26 protein-coding genes are annotated in these 24,764 nt (G+C 71.2%); 19 read left to right on the top strand and 7 right to left on the bottom strand.

Translation table 11 applies throughout. The annotated features are described in order from the left end of the window. Positions 1-18: 18 nt before the first annotated feature. From AB0G74_RS15120 to AB0G74_RS15075, 10 genes are all read left to right on the top strand, one after another. Positions 19-321 (top strand): muconolactone Delta-isomerase family protein, encoded by a 303-nt coding sequence (locus AB0G74_RS15120; RefSeq protein WP_361145495.1) that lies wholly within the window; start codon positions 19-21, stop codon positions 319-321. Between the two features lie 186 nt (positions 322-507). Continuing rightward, complete coding sequence (locus AB0G74_RS15115; protein WP_361145493.1) at positions 508-1,092, top strand: TetR/AcrR family transcriptional regulator; 585 nt, start codon at positions 508-510, stop codon at positions 1,090-1,092. Between the two features lie 4 nt (positions 1,093-1,096). After that, on the top strand, positions 1,097-1,945 hold the full coding sequence (locus AB0G74_RS15110; RefSeq protein ID WP_361145490.1) for an SDR family NAD(P)-dependent oxidoreductase: 849 nt from the start codon (positions 1,097-1,099) through the stop codon (positions 1,943-1,945). A 78-nt stretch (positions 1,946-2,023) separates the two neighbouring features. Continuing rightward, positions 2,024-3,265 (top strand): DUF6357 family protein, encoded by a 1,242-nt coding sequence (locus tag AB0G74_RS15105; RefSeq protein ID WP_361145487.1) that lies wholly within the window; start codon positions 2,024-2,026, stop codon positions 3,263-3,265. A 391-nt stretch (positions 3,266-3,656) separates the two neighbouring features. Next, positions 3,657-4,070, top strand: a complete 414-nt coding sequence (locus AB0G74_RS15100; RefSeq protein ID WP_361145485.1) for a hypothetical protein — start codon at positions 3,657-3,659, stop codon at positions 4,068-4,070. Between the two features lie 141 nt (positions 4,071-4,211). Next, complete coding sequence (locus tag AB0G74_RS15095; protein ID WP_361145482.1) at positions 4,212-4,667, top strand: hypothetical protein; 456 nt, start codon at positions 4,212-4,214, stop codon at positions 4,665-4,667. A 589-nt stretch (positions 4,668-5,256) separates the two neighbouring features. After that, positions 5,257-5,988, top strand: coding sequence for a hypothetical protein (locus AB0G74_RS15090; RefSeq protein ID WP_361145479.1), 732 nt, complete (start codon positions 5,257-5,259; stop codon positions 5,986-5,988). 353 nt (positions 5,989-6,341) lie between these two features. After that, a complete protein-coding gene (locus tag AB0G74_RS15085) occupies positions 6,342-7,511 on the top strand; it encodes a hypothetical protein (protein ID WP_361145476.1) in 1,170 nt (389 codons plus the stop codon). Between the two features lie 694 nt (positions 7,512-8,205). After that, positions 8,206-8,934: a restriction endonuclease gene (locus tag AB0G74_RS15080; protein WP_361145473.1), complete on the top strand. Its 729-nt coding sequence runs from the start codon at positions 8,206-8,208 to the stop codon at positions 8,932-8,934. Between the two features lie 253 nt (positions 8,935-9,187). Further along, positions 9,188-9,400, top strand: coding sequence for a hypothetical protein (locus AB0G74_RS15075; RefSeq protein ID WP_361145470.1), 213 nt, complete (start codon positions 9,188-9,190; stop codon positions 9,398-9,400). A 448-nt stretch (positions 9,401-9,848) separates the two neighbouring features. Here the strand turns inward: AB0G74_RS15075 and AB0G74_RS15070 are convergent, their stop codons facing one another. After that, positions 9,849-10,334 (bottom strand): hypothetical protein, encoded by a 486-nt coding sequence (locus tag AB0G74_RS15070; protein WP_361145467.1) that lies wholly within the window; start codon positions 10,332-10,334, stop codon positions 9,849-9,851. Positions 10,335-11,389: 1,055 nt separating this feature from the next. Here AB0G74_RS15070 and AB0G74_RS15065 point away from each other — a divergent pair. From AB0G74_RS15065 to AB0G74_RS15050, 4 genes are all read left to right on the top strand, one after another. Next, positions 11,390-12,019 (top strand): class I SAM-dependent methyltransferase, encoded by a 630-nt coding sequence (locus AB0G74_RS15065; RefSeq protein ID WP_361145464.1) that lies wholly within the window; start codon positions 11,390-11,392, stop codon positions 12,017-12,019. Positions 12,020-12,236: 217 nt separating this feature from the next. Next, positions 12,237-12,485 (top strand): hypothetical protein, encoded by a 249-nt coding sequence (locus AB0G74_RS15060; RefSeq protein WP_361145461.1) that lies wholly within the window; start codon positions 12,237-12,239, stop codon positions 12,483-12,485. 164 nt (positions 12,486-12,649) lie between these two features. After that, positions 12,650-13,084, top strand: a complete 435-nt coding sequence (locus tag AB0G74_RS15055; protein ID WP_361145458.1) for a hypothetical protein — start codon at positions 12,650-12,652, stop codon at positions 13,082-13,084. 1,357 nt (positions 13,085-14,441) lie between these two features. After that, entirely contained in the window at positions 14,442-14,708 is a 267-nt protein-coding gene (locus AB0G74_RS15050; protein ID WP_361145455.1) for a DUF4235 domain-containing protein, read from the top strand. A gap of 103 nt (positions 14,709-14,811) precedes the next feature. Here AB0G74_RS15050 and AB0G74_RS15045 read toward each other — a convergent pair whose 3' ends face one another. The 4 genes from AB0G74_RS15045 to AB0G74_RS15030 all read right to left on the bottom strand — a co-directional run bounded on the left by AB0G74_RS15045 (position 14,812) and on the right by AB0G74_RS15030 (position 18,483). Beyond that, complete coding sequence (locus tag AB0G74_RS15045; protein ID WP_361145453.1) at positions 14,812-15,240, bottom strand: STAS domain-containing protein; 429 nt, start codon at positions 15,238-15,240, stop codon at positions 14,812-14,814. Further along, positions 15,237-16,325: a cobalamin-dependent protein gene (locus AB0G74_RS15040; protein ID WP_361145450.1), complete on the bottom strand. Its 1,089-nt coding sequence runs from the start codon at positions 16,323-16,325 to the stop codon at positions 15,237-15,239. Before AB0G74_RS15040 ends, AB0G74_RS15045 begins: the two co-directional genes overlap by 4 nt. After that, positions 16,322-17,875 carry a SpoIIE family protein phosphatase gene (locus tag AB0G74_RS15035; RefSeq protein WP_361145447.1) on the bottom strand — a complete coding sequence of 518 codons (1,554 nt, stop codon included), beginning with the start codon at positions 17,873-17,875 and terminating at the stop codon, positions 16,322-16,324. Before AB0G74_RS15035 ends, AB0G74_RS15040 begins: the two co-directional genes overlap by 4 nt. A 377-nt stretch (positions 17,876-18,252) precedes the next feature. Then, positions 18,253-18,483, bottom strand: coding sequence for a helix-turn-helix domain-containing protein (locus AB0G74_RS15030; RefSeq protein ID WP_361145444.1), 231 nt, complete (start codon positions 18,481-18,483; stop codon positions 18,253-18,255). A 464-nt stretch (positions 18,484-18,947) separates the two neighbouring features. Between AB0G74_RS15030 and AB0G74_RS15025 the strand changes: the two genes are divergently transcribed. Both AB0G74_RS15025 and AB0G74_RS15020 read left to right on the top strand, forming a co-directional pair. Then, positions 18,948-19,424: a hypothetical protein gene (locus AB0G74_RS15025; RefSeq protein ID WP_361145441.1), complete on the top strand. Its 477-nt coding sequence runs from the start codon at positions 18,948-18,950 to the stop codon at positions 19,422-19,424. A 210-nt stretch (positions 19,425-19,634) separates the two neighbouring features. Beyond that, a complete protein-coding gene (locus AB0G74_RS15020) occupies positions 19,635-20,168 on the top strand; it encodes an RICIN domain-containing protein (RefSeq protein WP_361145438.1) in 534 nt (177 codons plus the stop codon). Positions 20,169-20,500: 332 nt separating this feature from the next. Here the strand turns inward: AB0G74_RS15020 and AB0G74_RS15015 are convergent, their stop codons facing one another. Next, positions 20,501-20,812: an ankyrin repeat domain-containing protein gene (locus AB0G74_RS15015; RefSeq protein ID WP_361145435.1), complete on the bottom strand. Its 312-nt coding sequence runs from the start codon at positions 20,810-20,812 to the stop codon at positions 20,501-20,503. Positions 20,813-21,295: 483 nt separating this feature from the next. On the opposite strand from AB0G74_RS15015, the gene panD reads away from it, so the two are divergent. From panD to AB0G74_RS15000, 3 genes are read left to right on the top strand one after another with little or no spacing between them, the layout of a single operon-like run. After that, complete coding sequence (gene panD / locus AB0G74_RS15010; protein ID WP_361145432.1) at positions 21,296-21,730, top strand: aspartate 1-decarboxylase; 435 nt, start codon at positions 21,296-21,298, stop codon at positions 21,728-21,730. Positions 21,731-21,746: 16 nt separating this feature from the next. After that, the gene (locus AB0G74_RS15005; protein WP_361145430.1) at positions 21,747-22,109 is read left to right on the top strand and encodes a GNAT family N-acetyltransferase; all 363 of its coding nucleotides are present in this window, start codon (positions 21,747-21,749) and stop codon (positions 22,107-22,109) included. Next, on the top strand, positions 22,103-22,771 hold the full coding sequence (locus AB0G74_RS15000; RefSeq protein WP_361145427.1) for an aspartate/glutamate racemase family protein: 669 nt from the start codon (positions 22,103-22,105) through the stop codon (positions 22,769-22,771). The genes AB0G74_RS15005 and AB0G74_RS15000 overlap by 7 nt, the downstream gene beginning before the upstream one ends. 349 nt (positions 22,772-23,120) lie before the next feature. Here AB0G74_RS15000 and gndA read toward each other — a convergent pair whose 3' ends face one another. Continuing rightward, complete coding sequence (gene gndA, locus AB0G74_RS14995) at positions 23,121-24,563, bottom strand: NADP-dependent phosphogluconate dehydrogenase (protein ID WP_361145424.1); 1,443 nt, start codon at positions 24,561-24,563, stop codon at positions 23,121-23,123. Positions 24,564-24,764 lie beyond the last annotated feature (201 nt).

Below are 24,764 nucleotides of genomic sequence, written 5' to 3'. Positions count from 1 at the left end.
CACCACCCGAAGGACACCATGGAATTCCTGGTCAACATCCGGATCGAATGGCCCCACGACATGGACCCGGAGCGGAAGGAGGCGGTCTCCGCCGCCGAACGCCTCCGCGCCGCCGAACTGGCCGCCGCCGGTCACCTGGTCCGCATGTGGCGGGTGCCCGGCCGGACCGAGAACTGGGGCCTGTGGCAGGCCGCCGACCCCACCGAACTCCACGCGATCATCTCCGGCCTGCCGGTATGGCCGTGGATGACGGTGACCGTACACGCCCTGGCCGAACACCCGGTCGACCCCCGGCCCGCGGGACCCGTCCCCGGCCACTGACGACCCGGCCCCGCCCCGGACCGGCTGTCCACCCGGACAGCCGCGCTCCGGGCCGGGGCGTCCGGCCGTACGCCGTGCTCCGCCCGTCCACCGCTGTGCCGCCCCGTTCGTGAGTCCCCGTCACGGACGGGCATCCGCGGTGTACGGCTCTTGACATCCACTCTCTGCGGAATGAATATTCATTCCGTGCCTCGATCCTCCGCCGACATCGCTTCCCGGCTCCTCGACTCCGCCCTCCACCTCTTCGCCGAACGCACCTACGAGGGCACACAGATGCCCGCCGTCGCCCATCACGCGCAGGTGGGGGTGGGCAGCATCTACCGCTACTACCCCAGCAAGGAGGCCCTCGGCAACGCCGTCTTCCGCTACGCCAAGGGCGGCCTGCTCGCCGAACTGACCGAGGCCACCGCGCGACCGGCCTCCTCACCGCGGAAGGAGTTCGCACAGATCTGGCGGGGCTTCACCCGCTTCGCCGGGGGCAGCCCGGCGGCCTTCGCCTTCCTGGAACACCAGCAGCACGACACGTTCCTCGACGCCGAGAGCCGTGTCCTGGCCGCCGAGATCGACGCCTTCGCCGCGGACATCATCGAACGGGGCCAGCGCGCGGGGGCGATCCGCCCGGGTGACGCCGCGGTGCTGGTCGCCCTCGCCATCGGCGCCTTCGGGGGCCTGCTGAAGAGCATCCGTCCGCTGCTCGTCACCGATCTGTCGCCCGAGACCCTGGCGGACGCCGAGTCCGCCGTCTGGGACCTCCTCCACCGGAAGGCGTGAACCCGTGAGCGCATCAGCCCCCGTCCTCATCACCGGCTGCTCGTCCGGTATGGGACGGCAGACAGCCCTCGCCCTGCACCGCCTGGGCCACCCCGTCTACGCATCCGCCCGACGCCCCGGGGACCTCGCCGAGCTGGCCGCCGAGGGCATCGTCACCCTGGCGCTGGACGTCACCGACGAGGAGTCGATGACCGCTGCCGTACGCCGGGTCGAACACGACCACGGCGCGGTCGGCGTCCTGGTCAACAACGCCGCCTACGGACTCCATCTGCCCATCGAGGTGGCCGGTCCCGAAGAGATCCGGGCCCAGTTCGAGACCAATGTCTTCGGCCTGGTCCGCCTCACCCAGCTCGTCCTGCCCGCCATGCGCGCCGCCGGTACCGGACGTATCGTCAACATCTCCTCCATGGGAGGCCGGTTCTCCCCGCCGGGCTGTGGCTTCTACCACTCGACCAAACACGCGGTGGAAGCGATCAGCGACTCGCTGCGGCTGGAGGTCGCGCCCTTCGGCGTGAAGGTGGTGGTCGTCCAGCCGGGCCCCACCATCACGGAGTTCGCCGGTACGGCCATCGGAACCATGGACGGCCCCGCGACCGACGACCCGTACGCCGCCTTCCGCACCGAACTCGCCGACATGTACGCCAACAAGGCTTTCACCCACCGCAACGGCGCGGTACCCGCCGAAACGGCGACCAGGACCATAGTCCGGGCCGCCACCACGCCCCGCCCCCGCGCCCGCTACGCGATCGGCGCCAGGGCCCGGGCCGTGATGACCGCGCGCCGGATCCTGCCCGACATCGCCTTCGACGCCGTGATACGCCGCAGCTTCCCGCTCCCCGCCGCGACCCGGTAGACCCCGGCGCGGCCCCGGGGTGGTGGGCGGTCTGCTCCCCGGGGCCGGACGGGCGAGGCATGGGAAAGACTGACCACCATGAGAGACATCGTTTTCACCCGCGACGGCTGGATCCCGAAGGCGATCCGCGAGGACGGTGAACTGAAGCTGATGCTCGGTGCCGGGGCCGACGCCAACCACGACCCCCGCACCTTCACATTCCCGATCCGGGAGGCCCATCTCGCGGCGATCCGGGCGGACCTGGCCAGACATCTGCTGCTGTGGAGTGCCGTCCTGCCGCTGTGCGACGCCGCCGGTACGAGGGGCGGGCTCGACGAGGACGCGGCCGTCGCGCTCCTGGACCCGGTCCTCCTCTCCCCGCCCGCGGATGTCGACGCGCTCTTCCGGCGCATCCGCTGGGACAAGGGCCGGCTCATCGCCCACGGGGCCGATATCGAACTGCTCGAACGCGGTCAGGTCTGCGCGGCGATGCGCGCGGCGACGGAGACGTCCGATACGAAACGGGCCCAGGAGTACCGGGCGAACCGCCGCCGCGCCGACCGAGGGGAGACACTCGGCCCGCTCGACACCGCGATCCTGCGGTACACGGGCCGGTACCTGCACGGCGCGACGGTCCCGAAGCGGATACCCGAAGCCGTCGACCCCCGGCTGCTGGCCGGGGTCACGCGGGTGATCGCCACCGCGGAGCGGGCGTGCGCCGGGATGCGGATCGACCGCGATCCGCGCCGGGGAAAGCGCGCCACGGACAAGCGCGACTGGGACCGGATGGCGGCGGCGGTCGACACGGCGGTGCGCCGCGCGCACCCCGGACTCGCCGACGAGGCAGTGGGCACCGTGAGCTTCCTGATGTGCTCGGAGGCCGCGAACCGGGCCCGGAGCCTGCCGGTGGAGGACGGCGGGGACGCCGTCGGCGACCGCGCGAGGGGACGGGCCCTCGCGTTCACCGACGACAAGGGTGCCGAGGCGAAGTGGTCCCCGGGCGGCCCCCGTACCGCCGGAGCGGAGTTCTGGGAGTTCGTCGCCGATCGCTCCGCCGGGGACAACGAGGTGTTCACCATCGAGGACGAGGAGCGGGGCGAAGGCATCCAGCTCCACTTCTACGCGGACTCCGTCGCCCGCATCGCCACTGTGCGCGAGGGCTCGGACGGGGCGGAGCCCCAGTACCGGGTCGAGTACGGCCTGGTCGACGGCATGCGGGGCTACCGGACCCTGGTGAGCGCCTTCGTCGAAGGCGGTTACGCCGCACTCGAACCGCACGGCCCCTGGATGCCGGACGTCGCCGATTTCGAGCGCGCCCGCCGACGGCGCGACGCCCGGTAGCCGGGAACCCGGTGGGGGCTGACCGGGAACATGACTCGCTGTAAGCAAAGCAGAACGCCCCTCGGGACCGGGCACCTCCTTGTCCTGATCACCGGGCAGAACCCGGCGTCCTCGGCTCCTGCGGCCGACGCCCTGGTCGCGCCGCTGGACGAGGGCAGGGCGTGATGTCCGCGCCCTGACCCGGGTGACCGGTTCCGGTGGCGCGGAGCGTGACGAGGCATACAGTCGGTAGTCCTGCAGAGCTGTTGCCCGGGGGCGGTGCGCGGTGGTGCTGAAGGTGCGGGAGCAGCGGGTTCGGCCGAGGGTGGATTACCACGGATTATGTCTGCAGGAGGCGTATGACGAGGGTGTTCCGGTGCGGTGGCCTGATGGGTGGAGTGTGGGGGAGGCGGTGGTCGCCGGACGTGTGGGGCGGGTCGATCTGGAGAGTGCGGGGCATACGCACGAGGCCGTGATGGATGTGGAGGTGTGGAACGGCGAACCGCCCGGGGAGGCACCGGGGGAGTGGGACGTCATCGCTGACACCAGGCTCTACTCGCTGTCGGGGGAGTTGGACGTGTGGGGGATGACGGGGCCGATCGAGGAGACCGTGCTGCTGGGCCGCGAGGGGGTGTACTGGCGGGTGAGGGTGCGGTGCGCGGGGCGGGCCGAGGTGGCGCGCCTGGCGGCGCTGGGAGTTCCCGAAGGGGTGGAGCGGTGGCTGGTGCAGTTCTGGCCGGACGCGATCCAGCTCCGTGTACCCCGTCCCATGCCGAGGTCAACGTCCGTCGTTTCCTCGGTGCATACGGCCTTGCTGCGCCTTTGATGCCTTCGGTGAGCTTCGTAGTGAGCTGAGCCGTGCAGGGGACGGAGCTGAAGGTTGCCGGGTACGGGCAGTGTGCGGTGTTCGTCAGACGTGGATGCTGTTGTCGTTCAGTGCGAGTCGGGGGAGAAAGGGGTACGGGCGATGCTGTTCTCGGTTCCGGATCAGGCCTGGTGGTGGATCGCGGTTGGGGCGACCGTGGCGGCTGCGATCACGTTCGTGGTGCTGCCGCCCGAGCCCGGCGAGGCGCCAGAAGCGGTCCGAGCCGTCGTCGAGCGGAACAGGAAGATCGGCAGGTGGGGTGCCTGCTTCGGGGTCCCCGCCCTCTGTGCCGTGGTCGGCCTGACAGCGCTGATCGGACCGGAGCCGACGCCGGTCGTTCTGTTCCTGTACAGCGTCGCGGCCGGATCCATGCCGATTGCCCTGCTCCCGATCCGGCGCCGGATGCATCGGCACTACTTCGCCCAGCTGCAGACTCCCGGGAGCAAAATCACCCTGGACCGCCTCTCGGCCACCTGGCTCTACAGCGTTTTCGGCATCGCGATCCTCGTATCGACTGCGGCAGTGATGTCTGCGACGTACGAGCCCAGAGGTCTTTGACTACAGCGCCCTACCCGGTGAGTCGTCGGTATTTCTGGTGACGTCTGCAGATGGGCCCGGGGGAGGTTCCGATCCTCGGGCCCGGGCTCTCCGATTCGAACCACGGTTGGACGACCACGGCCCTTGCCGTGGTTGCGGTCGCCACTATTCCTGTCTGCGTGTTCCTGGAGATCCTCGTAGTCCTCTTCAACATTCCGAAGTTCGTCGTCCCACCCCACATGCGTTCCGACCCCGGCGCTATCGCCGCCCGCCGGGCCCGACGTACCGCCCAGCAGAACCGGCGTTCCCCATAATTGCTTCCACAACGCGCGACTACCTTCTTGAGGGACGCCGTGGGTAACCGTCTCCGACCACGGAAGGCTGGTGCACTTCTATCGAAGGACGAGCAACCGATCACCGGCGGTCCGATCACCGGCCCGGTGGGCTGGCTGCTGGCCGGGGCCTGCACCAGCGTCAGCAGTGCGGCGATGCCCAGTGCGACGACCGGGTGCTGCTCGACTCCGGCCAGGACTGACCGCGCCGGGAGGACCGGCAGGCCGACCGCCGCGCCCAGCGCCGCGCGGCCACCGACCGGCAGCTGCCCGAGCGGGTGACGGCACAGGGGTGGGCCCGCGAGCACGAGTGGGAGCAGGTCCCCGCCCGTCAGGCCGCCGCCAAGGCCGACCGCGGCGAAGCCGCGACCGCGCAGCCAGCCGACGACGTCCCGGCCGTGCCGGTGGCTCCGGTCGCGATGCCCGCGCCGTGCCCGGCCGTCGTCGTCCCCGCTGCGGAGCCGGAGTTCGCCGACGTCGACGACGACCAGGAGCTCGTCCTCGAGGAGCTCACCCGCGAGCAGGTCCTGGACTGGCGCAACCGCGCCGCCGACCACCAGCTCGCCTTCGACCACATCGACCGCTACGGCAAGCTATCTGCGCTGCGCCTGTTCACCAGGTTGTTCGTCGCCCAGGTGCAGCGCCTGTCCGGCCTCCACCGCGGTCTTCGCCACGGCCTGGAGCGTCAGTGGGATGTCGCCGCTCCGTCAACCCCACAGCAGCGTCTCCGCTCGAGCAGGGGCCAGGACCTCGCCGGACAGGTCCGCCTCCTCAAGGACGCGGGGTGCGTACGGATCTACGTCGAGAAAACCGGCACCCGGGAGAAGATCCGCCCCGAGTGCAACGCCGCCCTCGCCGCCCTCCGCCCGGCCGACACCCTCACCGCACCACTGACAAATCTACCGTCGCCGGGCACTGACGTCGCCCGGCACCGTCCACCCGGCCGCGCCTCATGGTCGGCGGGTCGAGCCCGCCTCGCGGGCGGCGGTGTTCTGGCGAGTGGGCGATGATCTGCTGATGACTTCGCTTCTTGGTGACAGAGCCACGAGCGCTGCATGGATCGCCCGCTGCCTCGGAAGCTCCGGGTACCAGGCCGACTTCTCGACCGCCTGCCTCCATGACATCGAGCGGTTCATAGACGAACACGGCGAGAACGGGCGCGCCCTGGAGGACGGGCTCCTCTCCGAAGTGGAGGGCCGTTGCACGAGGACGCCCCTGTGCGAACCGATGCCGCGTCTGTGGAGCAATGCCTCGCAGTGTGCTTACCCCGCCTGCGTGAGCTGGGCTTTTCATTCTCTGTGCGAGAGAGCAGGTGTGACGGACCACCGCCCTGGATGTCAGTGCCGACTGCTTACATGAGCCCATGGACACCGTGCACACGACCGCCGCCCTCCTCCCGGACCCCGTCGAGTTCCGCGCGTACCTGCGTGCGCTGGCGGTCCTGGACCAGGCGATCTGCCGCGATCCACGGTTCTCCCGCTACTCCTTCTCCACCACCTGGGGGCCTGGGACGGAGGCGGCCCTGATGGACAACGGCTCGGGTGACGACTTCTCCGTCCTCTTCACCCCGGCAGGTGTGCTCGTCCGCGGCTTCGACCACGAGTCGGAGATGAGCCCGTACGGCACGGATGACGAACAGGTCTGGCCCGGTGTCATCGACGAGGTGCCCGCCGCACTGCGCCCGCTCCTGGACAACCCGGCCTTCGTCGACGAGGGCCTCGGCGCCCCGCGGGTCACCGCCTGCCTGTGGTGGGAGACCGGCAGCAGTGCCTGGCGCACCGGCTCGGACATCGAGTTCCCCTCGGGCAGCCCGGACCCGGACGGCTCCGGGCACCTCTTCCGCCTCCTCACCGACCGCTCCCCCGAGGCCGTCCAGGCGCACTTCGAGGAGGACTACGGGCGGCCCGTCCCCCTCGAAACCGTCCGCCACGTCCTCGCGGGCCACCCCCTGACCCCCGAAGCCGCCCGCGGCCTCAACCCGACCGCCCTCTCCGACGAGGCCCTGCTCCGCCGGATCGCCGCCGACCCCCAGGTCGAGGCGTACCTGGCCTGCGACGGTGAGTTCGACCTCACGAGGACCGACCCCATCGAGTCGATCGCCCTGCCGGCCGGTCTCCCGGTGCAACCCGTGGCCGGCTGCAACGCGGGAGGCACCTACTACCTCTGCGGCCCGGCCGGCTCCGACCGCGTCCGCCCCGTCCTCTACACCGATTCCGAGGGCCAGGCTTCCCTCATCGCGGAGTCCCTCGCCGAGGCCCTGACGCTGGCCATCGTGCTCCCCTCCTGGCACGACGCCTTGGCCGGCTTCCGTCCCCCCGCGCTCAACGCCGACTACCTCGAGGACAACCCGGACCACCCTGCGGTCCGGGACCGCCTCCTCGCCGCCCTCCGCCTCCCCCCGGCCACCGAGCCCGAGGTCCTGGCCCGCCTCCTTACCACGGCCGCCCGCACCGTCCCGGACGGCTTCCTCCCTTCGGTCGAGGGCGAGGAGGCCACGGCCTTCGAACCGATGCTCCGTCTGCCGGCCGAGTAGGACAGCCCCGCCGCGCGCCGCCTTCCGGACCCGGCACACTGCTACGGCGAAGCCCTGACCGCACTGTCCGACTGGATACGCCCCCCGCGCGGAGGGCTGTTCGCACGTGCGCGCAGGGAGAGGCGTCCGGGAACATCCATCAGCTACCAGTTAATAACTGTGCTGTCGCGTACCTTCAAGTACCGCCGTACGTTTTGACGGCTGTGAGCCGCTCGGGCTCGGCGCGGCAATCGGGGTGATGATGACCGAGCGCGGCCTGGTCGCCCCGGCCGCTGACGACAGCGTCCTGGGATAGTGGACACCCTCCTCGCGGCGGGGGCTGCGGAGGGTGGCGGCGAGAGCGCGAGGAAAAACGGCTTCAACACTGCGATGACGTAGCTGGTCACCGCCATGTCCCTCGCTTGGCGCACTCCGCGAGCTTGCTTGGCTGGGTCCGCTGGGGTGACACGGCCGGGGCACGCAGACCCTGGACAGCCATCGACCCTTCCATTGGAAGGCTGGGAGTTATTCGGCCAGGTCCGATGGCTTTGTGCCATTCGCCAGCAATCCTCCCCCGAGAGTACCAACGCCCCGCTACACAAGAAGGCTGGCGGCACCACCCAGCCGCCCCTGGGGTGAAGGCCAGTCAGTGGGGAGGCCGGGCGGCGTCCGTCGGCGCGCCCTGCGGGCCACGGACCTGAGGAGCGGGGGAGTGATGGCGGCACGTCGGCGGCGCTTGAAGAAGAAGACCCGCAGACAGGTGCAGATCTGGGCCGCGGTGGCGGCCGGGGTCGCTTTGGTGTGGGGGGCCGCGAACTGGTCGACGGTGTGGCCTGTCCTGGTGACGGTACTTGCCGCGGCCGCGCTGGGCGGGTCCTGCTGGGCGCTGCTGCGGGCGCACCGCCAGGCGGTCGGCCGGGACAGGGCGTGGCGGGCGCAGGAGGAGGCTCGGGCTCGCGAGTTGTCCATGACCCAGGTCGATGCCCTGACGTGGCAGGAATTCGAGATGTACATCGCGGAGCTGTGCCGTCGGGACGGTTGCCGAGACGTCGTCGTGAGCGGCCGGAGCGGCGACCTCGGCGCCGACGTCGTCGGCTACCTGGCCGACGGCCGTAAACTGGTCATCCAGTGCAAGAAGTACGCAGCGCACCGGAGCGTGTCCTCGCAGGATATGCAGAAGTTCGTCGGCACCGCCCGTCTCGAGCACCGCGCGGACGTCGCCCTGTTCGTTACCACCTGCCGCGCGTTCACGAGAGATGCCCTCGGCCTGGCACTGCGCCAGGACATCGTGGCCCTGCACCGCGACCTGCTGGGCTCCTGGGTCAAAGGCGCTCACCTGGAGAGCTTGATCCCGCTGAACGGTACTGGCGGCGGTACCAGGCTGCGTCCCTCCGCGCCAGGGTGCCCGCCCGGTCCCGGTCCGAGTCAGGGTGTCAATGGTTGATCAGCCGGGCGGCGGTGATGGTGAGCGTGGCCGGGGTGCCGGGGGAGCGGCTTCGTGGTATTCCCGCTCACGGGGACGGGGCGCGGTGGATCCGTGGCCGTAGGGGTCGTGACGCCCGCGCCGGACGGTTCGCCTGTCACCGTGCGGCCCGGGAAATGCGGGATGGACGGCGGTCATGACGCGGACGACAGCGGCATCGGTGTGTGCGGTGGTGGATGCTCTGGAGCGGAGAGCCGCGGCGCGAGGCGTTCTGGTGGGAGCACTGACCTCGGTACGGGACCTGGTGGCGAACGGCGAGCCGGATATGGCCATCGACTACCTCGTCAACACGGTCAATGCCTTCCAACTCGCCCTGCAACGAACGGAGTACGAGCGACTGCTGTCGGTCGCGGCCGAACTGGACTGCGCCCACTCCCTGACCGACGTCAACCCCCGACTGATCGTCACCGATCCCGACGAGACGTAAAGCCCAGGCGGACGCGGAACCCGAAACCGTCCCGGCTCCGCGTCCGGGGCCCGGCGAACACGGCTGAAGCGCCGCCCTGCGGGGTACTCCGGGCGGCAGCCCCTATGCCCCGGCTGGGGAGAGAAGAGCGGCGTGGATGTTGCCGGGGCCGTCCGGCAGGCCGCGACGGGAAAGGCCCGGAAGAACAGCAACGGCCCGAAGAGGAGGAAGAAGCCGTACACCGGTGCGACGGGCGCGAGCTCCCGGCCGCTGGCGCCACCCTGCGGGAGTGGTGGGCGGCCGTCGCCCCTCGTCTTTCCACCCCATGTAACCCCGATTACTCCGAGCATGCGACCGCCCGTGCATTCCCACTGGGAACTGAGGTGACGCGACGGTTTCCAGTCCTTCCCCCGGCCCTGTGGGGAGGCACGGTCTGGGATTTCGGGCCACTCCCGGGACGGGGCACTGTCTAGTTCTGTGTCGCCGGGTTCCAGCGCTTGATGATGTGCGGCGGGGAGTACGGGCCCGGCCAGGTCTGGAGCCGGACCTCCTCGATGGCTTCGGGCTCCTCGTCGGACTCGGACCGACGGACAGCGGCGGCTGTGTTCCGGCGCGAGGCCCGGATACGGGTCCAGCCGGAAGGCACGTCGATGCGGGCCGCGTCGTCGAGGTAGTCGGTGCAGCCCATCACGACGAGCCGCCCCGACGGGGTGTGGAGGCTCGCCTCGACGACGTGGTCGAAGTCGTCGCTGTCGTCGCCCGGCCGGTGGGCGAGGACGTGGACGCCGACCGTCACGGTGTCGTTGACCGCCGTGCCGATGGCCAGGGCGTCGTCGAGGACGGCGAGCCCGTCCAGGACACTCTGGCGGGTCCACACGCCGCCGAAGTCGCCTCCGGACTGTTCGTCCAGGACGTGGAGCTGAAAGTAGTCCGCGAAGAGCTCAAGTTTGGTCACCACCAGGGCATCATCCCCGCCGCCCACCACGGACAACACGGCAGGGTGAGGCCCGGGCCCGGCCCGCGGGGTACAGGGTTCACGGGAACGCGACGGCCGGGCCGGGGATCTCACGGAGCAGACCGCCGGGCGCGCCCTCTTGTCAGCCGTCGCCGGGGCCAGGTCCTTCGCCGAGGACTTCCGCAGCGGACGACCGGTTCGTCTCCTCACACCGCCGAGCACCGAGATAACAATTGCCATGCGGAGACCGGGAAACCAAAGGCGTTGATCTCTCTCGGCCCTGGATGTGGCGGCCGCAGTGCCGGGCCGCATCTTCGATTCCATGGTGGTGAGACCGCCCGCACGCGGAACGCGAGCGCCGGGCCGCGGACGCCGACGCGGTCCGTCAGGCGCTGGCGTGCGAGGACTGCGGGCGCGCCCGGGCCGCCAGGATGCGCTCACCACGCGAAGACATCCTCGCTGCGGCGCGACGTCGACGCCGAAGCCCGCCGGGAGACCGTCCCGAGCCGGGGAGCCGGGGAGCCGGGGAGCCGGACGGCGAGACGGCGACGCCGTCGTGGACCGAGCGTCCGTACGGCACGCAGGCCGACGAGCAGCTTGCCGCCACCATCCCGCTCTCTGCCTCCGGGGGCCGAGGTGGTGGTGGAGGAGGAGGAGGAGGAGGCCCAGGCCCGCCGCGGCCACCAGGTCCTCGGTACCCGGCTGGAGCCGTAGAAGGCCGGGCGTCACCCTGGGCGCCCGGTGGGGACAAGGAGCCGACTCCACCGGGCCGAGACCACGGCCCGCCGCATCGCCGCGGAAGGTGCGGCCCGGGCGTCCGCCGCCCAGCGGCGCGCGGCCGCCGGCCGGGCCCGGGAAGCGCCGTCCGCCGCATACCAGTACCGGCCCCCGCCGAGCCGCAGCGGACTATTGATGGGCATGTAGGCGACGGGGTGGTGCGGGCCTCTCGGCGGCGGTCACTGGCTTCGGAACCGTGCCGGAGACCGCCGAGGTCCGCTCCGAGTGCCCAGTGCGACGCCAACTTCTGCTATCAGAACGGCTGTAGAGTCCTGCCCGTGGCGAATCATCAGGACGAGACCAGAGCGGCGTACGACGGGGTCGTCGAGCTGTACGCATCGCTGTTCGCGGACCGGCTGGAGACACAGCCGTTCGCCCGGGCCATGATCGGCACCTTCGCCGAACTGGTGCGCGCCACGGGCAACCTGCGGGCAGCGGATGTCGGGTGCGGACCCGGACATCTGACGGCCATGCTGCACGAACTGGGCCTGGACGCCTTCGGACTCGACCTCTCCCCCGGCATGGTCGACCATGCCCGGCGGGCCCATCCGGCGCTGCGCTTCCAGGAGGGGCGGATGGAAGCCCTTCCGATCGAGGACGGGGCACTCGGCGGCGTACTCGCACACTATTCGATGATCCACACTCCTCCGGGAGAACTGCCGGAGTTGCTCGCCGAACAGGTACGCGTCCTGGCGCCGGATGGCCTGCTCCTTGTCTCCTTCTTCGGGACCGACGGACCAGAACCGGTCCGGTTCGACCACAAGGTGGCGCCTGCCTACAGCTGGCCAGCGGATCGCCTCGCCGAACTGCTGGCTGATGCCGGGCTCGTTCCCTTCGCCCGGCTGCTCCATGATCCGGCTTCCGAACGGGGCTTCCTCGACGCCCATCTACTGGCCCGCCGTTCGTAGGTCCCGCCCGGTGACACCCGTCGGCCGGTCGGCGCACCTCCGGAGAGGAGGTGGAGCACGCCCGTCGAGGGGCGGCAGATATGGATCCCGGCGACGATCGACGGCGTCCGCCAGGCCCTCGCCGACGACCCTGTGCGGCTGGCGGAGTTCGAGCGGGAGCTGGGCGGCACTCCGCCCTGGAGGACCTGGACGACGCGGTCCCCGGACCGCGGACCCGGTGAGCCGCTGCCGGATCCAGTTCTCCGATCGGGCCCTCGCCCAGCGGCGGTCGATGGACGCGCAGGGCCGCGCCGCGGTTGACGACGGGATGCGCCGACTCGCCACCGAACCGTGCGGACCGGGCTCACATCCTCGCCCCGTACAGCCGGGACAAGGACCGCCGGATGCTGCCCCTGCCGACCGGGATCGTCGTCGCTGGGTCCACACCGGCATCCTGGTCGTCACCGCCGTCGACATCATCCACTGACCACCACGGTGACCGAGCGGGCCCGACTCGCCCGGGTGGATCTGTTCGAGCGGGCCCGGGCCGTCCCCTCCTGCCGAGGATTCGCGATGAGCAGGCCCGAGCACGGCCGCCCCCGGCACGCCGGGCGGAGGTCCTGTGTCATACCCCCGTGGTACTCCTGTCCCATGAGCCAGTTCCGCGACTTCAACCTCAAGCTGCTCGTCATCGAGGAGCTCATGTACGGCCCCGAACCGCTCCTCCCGGTCTACGACCTGCCCGCACGGCTGGCCGAGCGAGGGATCGGCGACCCCGCGTCCTACGCCCTGGAGAACAGCCTCCACAGCACGGTGCTGCCGGAGTCCCGGGCCCACTTCGAAGCCCTGGAGATCCCGGCCGAACTCCTCGCCCGCGTCGAGGAGCTGTGCTTCGACGCCGGCGCGGACGTCTTCACCCACTGCGCCCCCGCCTGGGACGGCGAGGACGATCTGTTCGACGTCCGCCAGCTCGACGACCTCGCACTCCTGCCCAACCTGCGTGAGGTCACCTTCGTGGAAGACGGCGTCCTGACGGTGCCGGACGCTGCGGAGATCTTTGCCGCACGCGGCATCACCACCGACTGAGCCCGGCACTCGTCCATCGCCCCCGGACCCCGGCCGCGCCCCTCGGGCCCGCCACTTAGGTGGAGCGGCAGTCCGCCGCGAAGCGGGAGCTGTTGCTCCGAATGTTCCCCGAGCCCAATGTCGTCACCACCTGGGGGCAGGCCCGAGTGGGACGGGTTCCGGGGTCGGCCCGGCCCGGGTCGCGCTGCGGGCCGCGATGGAGACGGCCCGCAGCAACGGCGCCAGCCGTGCGGAGAAGCCGAAACCGCGCCTTGTCCGTACGGAGCGCCGGGATGGGCGCGAGCCGGTCGGCCTCGGTGCCGCGCTCGGCATGCTGGTCACCGAAATCGCCCGGGAACTTCCGGTCGCGGGCGCCTTACTGCGGGAGCGGTGGCCGGACATCGCCCGGGAACTCGCCGGACACGTCACGGCGGGCGGATTCGCCCCGGACACCAGCCAGCTCGCCGTGTGCCCGGAGGCGAAGGCCTGGGCGACGAAGCCCCGGCTGGAACAGACCGGCATCATTACGGCCGCCAACACCTCGGCCGTCCGCGCCCTGCGGGTCCTCGCACCCGGCACGGTCCCGGTACCCGAGCCGGCCGACGCTGCCCCGGTGCCGCCAACCGCCGCCCACGACATCGGGACGCCCCCCCGCCGGGCGGCCGCCGGGCCAGTGGGGGACCTCTGTGCCACTCGTGGCCGCACGCGTCGGAACAGAAGCGCTGGCGTCGGCAACCGCCAGCTCCGGGATCAACAGGCGGACCGCCTTCCGGCGCTCGTCCCGGGGAAGCCAGACGGGCGATCTTCCCCATCTGTTCGCTGATCCGGCTGAGTGTGATCTGAACGAGTCGGAGTGCGGGAACCGCGACGACGGTGTTTCAGGGGCCTTTGCATGGATCGTCGTGCGCAGGTATCGGCTGGGTGTCGGCTGCCAGGCAGGAGGAGTACACGGGCGGCACAGTGGGTGGCGGTTCCGGTTCCGACTGCGCGTTGAGAGCAATGACCGCCCCGGCAGCGGCGAGGCCGGCCGCGCACAGCACTCCCCACGCGGCCACCCATACACGTGAGTTGGTTCCTAACGGCTTCGGCATTCGGTCATCGTACGAGCACCGGCCGAGAACACCGGCGTGGAGACCGGTATCCGGCGCATTACAAGCCGCTTCCCCGGCCAGCCGCTCAAGGTGGTTACTCGCCGCTGGCCGGGCCGGTTCGCCTGCTACCGGTAAGCCGGGAGTGCCTGGTTGCGGGCGATGGCAGCGGAGTGACGCTTCGGGCGGCCCCAGGGGGGGGTGGATCGGGCGGCGGATCAGGAGGTGCCACTTCGTGCCGTCGCCGTCGCCGTCCTCGTTCTTGCCGTCGGAGACACGTTGAGGAGCCGATGAAGATGTCGAAGATCGACTACAGGCCCGTGGGCCTGTTGCTGAGTGCCGTCAGAGGGACGCTGCCCACGGCCTTGTTCCGCCAGGTCTGGCGGCGGCTCGGTCACGAGGACGAAGCGCCCGGCGCCACCGACCCGGACCGCACATGGCGGGAAGTCCTGTTCGCCGCCGCGGTCCGGGGCGCCGCGTTCTCCACTGTGAAAGCCGCCGTCGACCGCGGTGGAGCAGCCGCCGTTCACCGGCTTTCCGGGACCTGGCCCGGATGACACCGGGCCCTCGTCGGAGCCGTGTGCTCCGCCCGGACGCAAAGCCGTGTCTCCGCAGGGACACATTCCCTGGGGTGCGCTGCCGGGGTCGGCGGGACGTGGCTCAGGTGGTGCCGTCCGGTGCGCCGGGGCCGACCGCTTGCGCGTTCCCCGGGTTGGTCGGGGGGTGAGCCGTGCTGTGGTGCGAGTTCGCGGCGCCGGTGGGGGATGTCACCGTGAAGTACTCGAGCGTGCCGGTGATGTCGAGGAGCCGGTCCAGTATCGCGGGCCGGTCGTCCAGATGCAGCCGCGCTCCGGCCGCGGCGGTGCGACGGCCGATCATCAGCAGGATCGACAGGCCCATGGAGTCGACGGCACCGATCTCGGCGCAGTGCAGATGGAGTTCCTTGAGGCCGGGCCGGGCGGACAGTTCGTCGGTGACCTCGTCCAGGAGGAGATCGGCGGTGTCGTAGTCGAGGTCCCCGGTGATCTCGATACGTACCGTGTCCGCGGTGTCGATCGTGGTCAGGCGGAGGGCGGGGGGCTGCGTCATACGTATGTTCCAGCGGTGGGGTGGTCGGCGGTGAGAGCTTCGATACCGCGTTGCAGGGTGCGGGAGGCCCGGGGGAAGTCCTTGAGTTCGTGCGCGAGGAGGTTCAGCGTGGGAGGGAGGGTCTGGGCGGGCACTTCTCGGGCTCGGAGGATCTGGGCTGTCCAGGTGATGTAGCGGGTGAAGAGGTCGTCGTCGTCGAGGTAGAGGGAAGTGGCGAGGAACTCCACGATGTGCGCGAGGTCTTCCGCCGTGCGGTCGCGCCGCATTTCGTCGGAGCGGAGGGCGGGGAAGGCGTCCTGAAGTCCGGAGAAGACGGTCCGTACCAGAGAGTCGCTACTGCGGGCGACCATCGTGTACTCCTGGTCGGCCAGGTGCGGCAGGTCGTCGACCTGCTGGTGGTCGGCCTGCGGGCGCGCCAGCGGCCCCTCGGCGAGCCGGTCGGCCGCGGTTCGGGCGTCCGGAGCCCACGCCTGGGCGCCCAGCAGTTTCGCATAGCGGCCGTCGGGTCCGAACGCGGCGCCTCCGACCAGGACGGGAACGCCCACGGCCTGGCAGGCGGTGATCGCCGCGTGCGCCGTGGGCAGGCGGGTGGCGATCGAGCCGGACAGGGCGACCGCGTCGGCCTTCGTGGTGTGCAGGTGGGAGATGAGATGAGGGGAGGGGACCTGCGCGCCGAGGTAGTCGACCTGCCAGCCGCGCAGTTTCAGCACCTCGGCCACCAGGCGGGCGGGCAAGGCGTGCCACTCACCGTCCACGCAGGCCACCGTGATCCGTCCCCGGCGGGCCGTGGTACGGGCGGCGGGATGCAGGGCGAGCGCGGCGACGGCGCGTTCGTTGATGGAGGTCGCGGCATGCTCCTGCGCGACGCTGATGCGGTTGGCGGCCCATTCCTCGCCGATGGTGCCCTGGACCGCGGCGATCACGTCCAGCAGGACGGACTCGGGGTCGAGACCGTCGTCCAGGGCGCCCAGGACGATACCGGTGGCGGTGTGCTCGTCGCCTGCCGCCACGGCGGTCCACAGCTCGGCGGTGAGTTCCCGTATGCGCTCACGGCCGGGGAGCCGGGGCGGGGTGTGCGTGCTCATGCGGTGAACCTGCCCCGAGTGCGGCCGTTCACCGCACTCAGATGACGGGTGCGGGGCGCGGAGATCGCGAGGACGGCCATATCGTCGTGGCGACGGTTGCCGAGCCACTGGGAGGCGAGCATCTGGACGTGTTCCACGATGCCCTCGGCCGGCATCCCGGCGCATCCGGCGAGGGCGCGCCGGAGGCGTTCCTCACCGAAGAAGCTGTCGCCCAGCGGGCCGCCCTTGGCCTCGGTGATGCCGTCGGTGTAGAGGACGCAGGACTCGCCGGGGGCGAGCGTGACGGACGCGGTACGGGCGCGGACGTCCGGCAGCACCCCGACCAGGGTGCCGCGGGTGTCGGCTTTCTGGACCGTGCCGTCCGCGCGGATGATCAGCGGGTTGGGATGGCCGGCGCTGGTCAGCCGTACCTGGACCTCGTGGCCCCGGCGGGCGGCGGAGGCGAGTACCAGGGTCGCGAACCGGGTGTGGTGTGAGTTGAGCAGGGCGGTGTTGAGCAGGGTGAGCATCCGCTGGTGGTCGTCGGCCAGGGGCAGCAGGGCATGCAGGGTGTTGCGGATCTTGCCGGTGAGGACGGCGGCTTCCAGGCCCTTCCCGCACACATCGCCCAGCGTCACCAGCGAAGGCTCGCCTTCCACGGCGGCGGGGTGAACGTCGTAGAAGTCCCCGCCGATGCGTTCGTGGTCGGCCGAGGGGCGGTAGCTGCCGGCGAAGTCCACGCCGGAGATCTGGTGCAGGGCCGGGGGCAGCAGCTCCCGCATGAGTACCTCGGTGATGGCCGTCTGCTCCGCGTACAGACGGGCCGCCGACATGGCCGCCCCCGAACGCGCGGCGAACAGGCGGGCGAAGACCTCTTCCTCTTCGGTGAAGGCCGCGCTGCCCTCCCCGCGCAGCATCACCAGCGCCCCGGCCGGAACGCCGTGCCCGGGCAGCGGAGTGATCACCATCGCCCCGATGGGGCCGAAGCCTTCGGGGATCATCCAGGCCGGAGCGGCGGCGGGGTCGATCCACCGGGAGGGCACCGGCGGAAACCCGCGCAGGGCTTCACCGAGACCGGGCACCTCGCCGGGGTCGACCGCTTCCTGCGAGGAAAGGGGCATGCCGCCCCGCAGACACGTCACCACCGGAAGGCGGCGGCCGCGGGCCGGCGCGATGACCAGGGCCGCGTCGGCGAGGTTCTCGGCAGCCAGCTGCGCCGTCACGTCCATGCACCGCCCCAGGTTGAGTGAGGAGAGCAGCGTGCTGGACGCCTTCGCGAGGAACGCGGTCCGCTCCCGTTCCATGTGCAGGGCCTCACGGGCCAGCTGGTGATCCGTGTCGTCCACCAGCCACCACGCCACCGTGCCGTCGTCCCGCACACTGGGGTGCGCCTCGAAACGGCGTGCTTCGATCGCACCGGACAGCGGTACGTCCGAGTGCCGGGCGGCATCCGGGCCGCCCCGGCGGATCGCCCGGTGGGCCGCGGCCAGCCAGTCCGGTGCCACGTCGGCCAGGCGGCACGCCGGTCGGGCCGCAGGCAGCAGTGCCCGAGCCGCGTCGTTGCAGTCCACGACAAGGCCCGCCGCGTCAGCTACCAGGACCGGGTAGGGGGCACGGCCCCACGGGAAGGCCGGCTCCGCGTCCGCGGCGGTCTGTGCTCGGGTGGAAACCAAAGAACGAGGACCCGCTGGGCGAATCCCTCACCTCACCAACTCCATCGGGATCATTTCCTTCAGGCAACGATCCCCCAGGGGTCTTCTTCCTGGCAAGCCACCCCCTCCCACGCCCCCTCATCTGCACAGATGTCAAGGCGATGGGCGGGCAGGCCCTCGTACCGGACGACGCCTCCGGTACGGAGGCGGCCCAATGCGGTACCGGCGACGTCCGAGCCGTGCGTACGGCGAATCCGTCGGAGGAACGTCCCGTAGGCGTTCTACGGGGCTACCCGCTACGACTCTTCTCGTTCCCCCGGCTGTGACGACGCCGTACGGGATGGGGCGAGTCGGCCGGTGGCGTGGAAGGCGTGGACGAGTTCATGGACACCGGCGCCGGTGCTCAGGATGTCGCGGCCGAGGACCTGTTCGGCGGTGCGCAGGCGGGAGCGGACGGTGTTCCGGCTGATACCGAGTCGTCGACCGGTCAGCCGGGCGTCCGCGTCGGCCTCGATCCAGGCGATCAAAGTGCCGCGAAGGTCCTGACGCTCATGGGGACGCAGCGGGGCGAGGAGCGCACGGGCCCAGGAAGCGACGGCAGGGGTGCCCAGCAGGTCGTCGAGGGTGGGCGAGGCCGTGACATCGGCCGTCTCCTCGAGGTCCCGGGGGTCGGCGAGGGCCAGGGCGAGGGAGAGACCGCCCCGCTGCGGGTGTTCCGGAGGTCGAGTCCGAGCGTCTTCTCGGTGCGTTGGAGATGGGTTGCACGGCGGGGGCTCCTACCCGGCGAGGCTCGCCACCCGGGCCGTCCCGGGAGCGCGAAGGAGCCGGAGGGCTGTCGGCCGCGACTTCCTTCTGCCCGCCGGAATCATCACTGCCGGGCGTGAAACGATTCACGCCCGGCAGCGCTCCGGTTGCAGACCGCGACCGGCACCGAGTCGAAGGCGGTCCGTATCGCCCGCGTGAGAGCATGGCCGGGCGGGAAGGAGCCCTGATGCCCGAACGGCTGCTGGCGCACGATTTCCGGATCACCCCCGACTACGGTGGATTCGACCTCTACGACGGCGACTGTGACGCGCGGGATCCGGAAGTGGCGACGCGAGCCCGGAGCGAAGTGGCGGCTGGCACCGGATACGAGATCGCCATCGCCTGCGCGGGAACGATGGACGTCGATCTCACGATCGAAGCCTGGAACGCGGCCCCAGACTCCGACCTGACCAGTTGGGAAGGCCATCGCCTTCTGGCCTTGGAATGCCCAACGGGCACTCTCGTCATCTCCAAGCGCACCATTGGCGCTACGGTCCTCGAACTCCCCGGGCCCGGCAACTATGCCGTGCGCGTGATGTACCAGGGGTGGCAGCAGATGAACGAAGCCATGAGCGTGTTCCCCATCAGTGCCGAACGAGCGCAGATACTGACCGGGGAACGGTTTGTCGTTCAATTCTGGCCATCGAGCCAGCAGTACAACTGACGGCGCGGGAGCCGATGGCCCCGGTCATACCGCCTCGGCCTGACCGTGCCCAGTTCCAGGGCTCCGGCCGCCGATATCAACTCCGAAGCCGGTCATTCGGCCATTGAATAGAAGCCGGGCTTGATCTCGCGACCTTCATGGCATGTTCATTGCGTATCTGATGGCTTCCCGCACGGTCCAGGCACGAGGCACAACCGACCGGAGGCACACATGACCTTACGCAGACTGCCGCGAACCCGTACGGCTCTCATGATCGTCTCGGCACTGTCGAGCGCGGCCCTGATGGTCAGCGGACCCGGCGCATCCGCAGCGCCCGCCCCGTCGTCCCCGCAAACCGACACGGCGCGGGTACTGCCCCAAGACGCCCAGACGATGGCCGGGGGCGCGATCAAGAATCTCAACACCGGTCGCTGTATCGACGACAGCGGCGCCTTCGGGCTCCGCGAGCATTCCTGTAACGGTCTCAACTACCAGGACTGGAAGATCATTTCTTCCCTGAACAACAACTGGGTCCTGAGGAACGACAACACCGGTCGGTGTATCGACGACAGTGGTGCCTTCGGGCTCCGCGAACACTCTTGCAATGGCCTCAACTACCAGCGCTGGGAACTGTGGCGCAACAGCAACGGCACGATCACATTCAAGAACGAGAATACGCGTCGGTGTATCGACGACAGCGGCGCTTTCGGGCTCCGCGAACACGCCTGCAACGGTCTCGGCTACCAGCAGTGGTACGGCGCCTAGGCACCGATACGGCCGGGCGGACGCACCGAGGCGAGCGAGCGCCTACGTGGCCACTCGCCGAAGACGCCCGCCCGGCGCGCATCGGAATTCGGGTTCCCTAGCTGGTCGGGCGGGTCCGGCCGGAGAGCCGGTCCAGGATGACGGGGCCGAGGTCGGTGACGTCCCCGGCGCCCATGGCGAGGCTGTGCGGTGTCGGCCCTGCCGGGCGGCCCACTCCAGCGCGGTCATGTCGCGGCTGGCGAGTTCGGTCAACGCGCCGTGGTCGAGCCGCAGGCGGGCGATCTCCACGTGCCCATGCCGACGGCGATCATGAGCGCGGTGGGCCGGGTCGACTACACCCTGCCGTTGGGCTCCGCTGCCGCTTCGAGGAGCAGCCGGGCAAGTTCTGCCCGCGCCTGTTCCACGGCGAGACGCAGCGGCGCCGTCTCCCGGTACTCACCAACGGGCGCTTCCGTGTCCGCCCCGGCCTCCAGGAGAAGACGCGCTGCCGCCGTGTGACCTCCCCACAAGGCGTGGTCCAGCGCGGCGCGGCCCCGACCCTGGCAAGTCTGGCCGTCCGGGGAAACACCCAGACACAGCAGAGCCACGATCTCCTCGTCCCGCCCGGCGGCCGCCGCCCGCACCAGGTGCTCGTCACCTTCCATCCGGTCATTCTCCGGCCGGGGGCGAGAACAGTTGCGCGGCAACCAGGGCCTCCCTCCCCGCGGCGGATCGCGGGCCGGTGCTGCGGCAACCCGCCAGAAGGCCCCAGCTCGGACTGCGACCTCTTCCTGTTCATCACCGCGCGCGGGAACTGCACCTGCCCGGTCCCGGCCCGCCCCGGTCGGCACCGGGCACGTGCCGACGGCCAATCGGCCGCCCTGGATCTGTTCGCGACGAGGGTGCGCCCCCAGGCGGCTGCCGACGGTTGTTGCGTGGGCTGGCGTCGTCGTGGTGGTGGGGAGTGAGTGAGCAGGATGAGCCCTCTGGAACCTGCCTGATGGTGCGCCGGGAAAGTCGGCGATTGGTCAGCATCAGCCCTCGAAAACCTGGTGGAAGCTGACCGGATATGCGACTCGTTGTAAGGTAGGGAACTGCACTTGACCTGCGAGAACGCAGGCAGGGAGCCTAGTTCCGGGAGTAGCTCGATGATGCGCACCATGTTCAAGTCCAAGATTCACCGTGCCACTGTGACGCAGGCCGATCTGCACTATGTCGGCTCCGTCACGATCGACGGCGAGCTGATGGAGGCCGCCGATCTGCTCGCCGGTGAGCTGGTCCATATCGTCGACGTCACCAATGGTGCCCGGCTGGAGACCTATGTCATCGAGGGCGAACGCGGTTCCGGGGTGATCGGGATCAACGGTGCCGCCGCCCATCTGGTCCATCCCGGGGACGTGGTCATTCTCATCAGCTACGCCCAGATGGACGACGCGGAGGCGCGCGCCCTGGTGCCGCGGGTGGTGCATGTGGACGCCGCGAACCGCATCGTGGAGCTGGGGAGCGACGCGTCGGCGCCCGTACCGGGGAGCCGGACCGAGCGGAGTCCCGGTGCCGTCGTGGGCGGAGCCGGCGAACGATGAGCGAAGGAGCGATGTGATGGCCGAGGCCGCGGAGTACGAGCTGCGGGACGACCGGGCGCGGGGCCTGCTGGAGGCGTACGACGGCGACGGGACCGTGACCGGGCGGATCCAGTACTTCGTCCTGGACCGGGACGGCGCGCCCGCCGCGCTGGTCGCCGTGCACACCGTGGTCGACCGCGGCTACGAGGGCCGGGGCATCGCGGGGGCCCTGGTCCGCGAGTTCTACGCGATCGCGGGGCGGGCGGGCCTGGCCGTCGTACCGCTGTGCCCGTACGCCGCGCGCTGGGCCGGACGGCACCCCGACGAGGCGCCCGAGGCCCCGGCCGGGCTGGTCGAGGCCGCCGAGGAGGAGCTGCGGGCCCGGCCCGACCGGTGGTGAGCGGCGAGGGCCCGGCGGGTTCCGCCGGGCCCGTTCTGGCGCTGCTCCACACCTCGGCCGTGCATCCGCCGGTCTTCGACGCCCTGCGCGACCGGCACCATCCGGGGGTCGGGCTGCGCCATCTCGTCCACGAGGGACTGCTGGCCCGCGCGGTCGCGGAGGGGCCCGAGGCGGTCGCCGACGAGGTCTCCGGCGTGGTCGGGCGGGCCGTCGCGGCCGGGGCCGGGGCCGTGCTCTGCACCTGCTCGACCATCGGCGCCGTCGCCGAGGCGAGCGCCGGGCGGCACGGCGTGCCCGTACTCCGGGTGGACCGCCCGATGGCGGCCGAGGCCGCCGCCCGGGGCCGGGCCGTGGTACTGGCCGCCCTGGCGAGCACGCTGGGGCCCACGGAGGCGCTGATCCGGGCGGAGGCCGCCGGACGGCCCCTCGAACTGCGGAGCGTCCTGGTCCCCGGGGCCTGGGAGCGGTTCGAGGCCGGGGACGCCGAGGGGTACGCCCGGACGGTGGCCGCCGCGGTCGACGCCGTCCGCGATACGGCGGTGATCGTGCTGGCCCAGGCGTCGATGGCCCCGGCCACCGGATACGCCCGTACGGCGATCCCGGTCCTGGCGGGGCCCGAGTCCGGGCTGCGCGCGGCGGTGACGGCCCTGAACGGAGGGTGACCCGCCGGGGGAGTGTGGGCCCGGCGGGCGGGGGAACCCGTACCGGGAGACAGTTGGAACGCACGACTCCGGATCCTGGAGGACCGTATGACCCAGCCCCCCGTACCTCCGTCACCCGTACCGTCGCCGGGCCCGCCGGGACCCGACCCCGGCCCGCTGCCCGGCCCCGTACCGACTCCGCAGCCGCCGCCCCGGCCGCCGGACCCGGTGACGCCGCCCGGTCCCGGGCCCGGCCCGGGGCCCGATCCGGAGCCCCAGCCCCAGCCGGGACCGGCCTGATCCTCCGGCCGTCGGGCCTATGACGGCCGGGGCGCGTCCGACGTGCCCCGGCCCCGGGCCGTACGGCCGGTCAGTCCGCCGCGACCTCCGAGCGGTCCCCGCCCCAGAGAGTGTGGAACGATCCCTCGCGGTCGGTACGGCGGTAGGTGTGCGCGCCGAAGAAGTCCCGCTGGCCCTGGGTGAGGGCCGCCGGGAGGCGCTCCGCGCGCAGCGCGTCGTAGTACGCCAGGGACGCCGAGAACCCCGGTGTCGGCACGCCCTGGCGGGCCGCCGTGGCGACGACCTCCCGCCAGTCGTCCTGCGCCGCGCCGATCTCCGCCGCGAACCGCTGGTCCGACAGCAGGCCCGGCAGGTCGGGCCGGGAGTCGTACGCCTCCCGGATCCGGTCGAGGAAGTCCGCCCGGATGATGCACCCCGCCCGCCAGATCGACGCCACCGCGCCGAGGTCGACATGCCAGCCGAACTCGGTGCTGCCCGCCGCGATCTGATGGAAGCCCTGGGTGTAGGAGACGATCTTCGAGGCGTACAGCGCCTGCTCCACGGCGTCGGCGAAGGCCGCGGCCTCCGCCGCGCCGAGCGGTCGCGGCACCGGGCCCGGCAGCTCGCGGGACGCCTCCCGCAGCGCCGCGTGGCCCGAGACGGAGCGGGCGAAGACCGCCTCCGCGATCCCCGAGACGGGCACCCCGAGGTCGAGCGCCGTCTGGACGGTCCAGCGGCCCGTGCCCTTCTGCTCGGCCCGGTCGGCGACGACGTCCACGAACGGCTTCCCGGTCGCCGCGTCCGTATGGGCCAGTACCTCGGCCGTGATCTCGATCAGATACGAGCCCAGCCGCCCCCGGTTCCACCGGCGGAACGTCTCGGCGATCCCGGCGGGGGAGTAGCCCGCCACCGAGCGGAGCAGATCGTACGCCTCGGCGATCAGCTGCATATCCGCGTACTCGATGCCGTTGTGGACCATCTTGACGAAGTGCCCCGCGCCGTCCGGGCCGATATGGGCCACGGTCGGCACGCCGTCGGGCGCCTTCGCCGCGATCCGCTCCAGGAGCGGGCCGAGGGCGGCATAGGACTCCTCGGAGCCGCCGGGCATGATGCTGGGGCCGTGCAGGGCGCCCTCCTCGCCGCCGGAGATGCCCACGCCGACGAAGTGGATACCGCGTTCCCGCAGTTCCCGCTCGCGGCGCCGGGTGTCGGCGAAGTGCGCGTTGCCGCCGTCGATGATGACATCGCCCTCGTCGAGGAGGGGGGCGAACTCCTCGATCACGGCGTCCGTCGGCCCACCCGCCTTGACCATGATCACCAGTCGGCGGGGCCGTTCGAGCGCGGCGACGAACTCCTCCGCCGACTCGGCGGCGATGAACTCCCCCTCGTCCCCGAACTCCTCGACCAGGGCGCGGGTCCTGGCCGCCGTACGGTTGTGCACGGCGACCGTGAAGCCGTTCCGGGCGAAGTTGCGGGCGAGATTGCGGCCCATCACCGCGAGTCCCGTGACCCCGATCTGCGCGTTACCACTCATCAGAAACTCCTGCGGTCCAAGGCGTGTGCCGAAGATCACCCACGGGTCCGCGGATGCCTTCCGGCCGGTCGGCCGGGTGGTCGTACGCGGTGCCGGGGCTCCGGCCGCTCACTCGTCGTCAATTCCCGCGCAGCCCGGAAAATTTCCCCGTTCGAGCCCGTGTTCGCCCCGATGGCACGGGGTCGGGGCGGCGATCGGGCG

It is taken from the genome of Streptomyces sp. NPDC020875 (genome assembly GCF_040641415.1).
Lineage (GTDB): Bacteria > Actinomycetota > Actinomycetes > Streptomycetales > Streptomycetaceae > Streptomyces.
This window is presented reverse-complemented; position numbering and strand designations above follow the sequence as displayed.

What these genes read in the sequence shown, in the direction of transcription:
- gndA (WP_361145424.1), bottom strand. Translation starts at nt 24,563, where the DNA reads ATGAGTGGTAACGCGCAGATCGGGGTCACGGGACTCGCGGTGATGGGC.
- AB0G74_RS15085 (WP_361145476.1), top strand. Translation starts at nt 6,342, where the DNA reads ATGGACACCGTGCACACGACCGCCGCCCTCCTCCCGGACCCCGTCGAG.
- AB0G74_RS15055 (WP_361145458.1), top strand. Translation starts at nt 12,650, where the DNA reads ATGAGCCAGTTCCGCGACTTCAACCTCAAGCTGCTCGTCATCGAGGAG.
- AB0G74_RS15025 (WP_361145441.1), top strand. Translation starts at nt 18,948, where the DNA reads ATGCCCGAACGGCTGCTGGCGCACGATTTCCGGATCACCCCCGACTAC.
- AB0G74_RS15050 (WP_361145455.1), top strand. Translation starts at nt 14,442, where the DNA reads ATGAAGATGTCGAAGATCGACTACAGGCCCGTGGGCCTGTTGCTGAGT.
- panD (WP_361145432.1), top strand. Translation starts at nt 21,296, where the DNA reads ATGATGCGCACCATGTTCAAGTCCAAGATTCACCGTGCCACTGTGACG.
- AB0G74_RS15005 (WP_361145430.1), top strand. Translation starts at nt 21,747, where the DNA reads ATGGCCGAGGCCGCGGAGTACGAGCTGCGGGACGACCGGGCGCGGGGC.
- AB0G74_RS15020 (WP_361145438.1), top strand. Translation starts at nt 19,635, where the DNA reads ATGACCTTACGCAGACTGCCGCGAACCCGTACGGCTCTCATGATCGTC.
- AB0G74_RS15040 (WP_361145450.1), bottom strand. Translation starts at nt 16,325, where the DNA reads ATGAGCACGCACACCCCGCCCCGGCTCCCCGGCCGTGAGCGCATACGG.
- AB0G74_RS15080 (WP_361145473.1), top strand. Translation starts at nt 8,206, where the DNA reads ATGGCGGCACGTCGGCGGCGCTTGAAGAAGAAGACCCGCAGACAGGTG.
- AB0G74_RS15045 (WP_361145453.1), bottom strand. Translation starts at nt 15,240, where the DNA reads ATGACGCAGCCCCCCGCCCTCCGCCTGACCACGATCGACACCGCGGAC.
- AB0G74_RS15105 (WP_361145487.1), top strand. Translation starts at nt 2,024, where the DNA reads ATGAGAGACATCGTTTTCACCCGCGACGGCTGGATCCCGAAGGCGATC.
- AB0G74_RS15095 (WP_361145482.1), top strand. Translation starts at nt 4,212, where the DNA reads ATGCTGTTCTCGGTTCCGGATCAGGCCTGGTGGTGGATCGCGGTTGGG.
- AB0G74_RS15015 (WP_361145435.1), bottom strand. Translation starts at nt 20,812, where the DNA reads ATGGAAGGTGACGAGCACCTGGTGCGGGCGGCGGCCGCCGGGCGGGAC.
- AB0G74_RS15120 (WP_361145495.1), top strand. Translation starts at nt 19, where the DNA reads ATGGAATTCCTGGTCAACATCCGGATCGAATGGCCCCACGACATGGAC.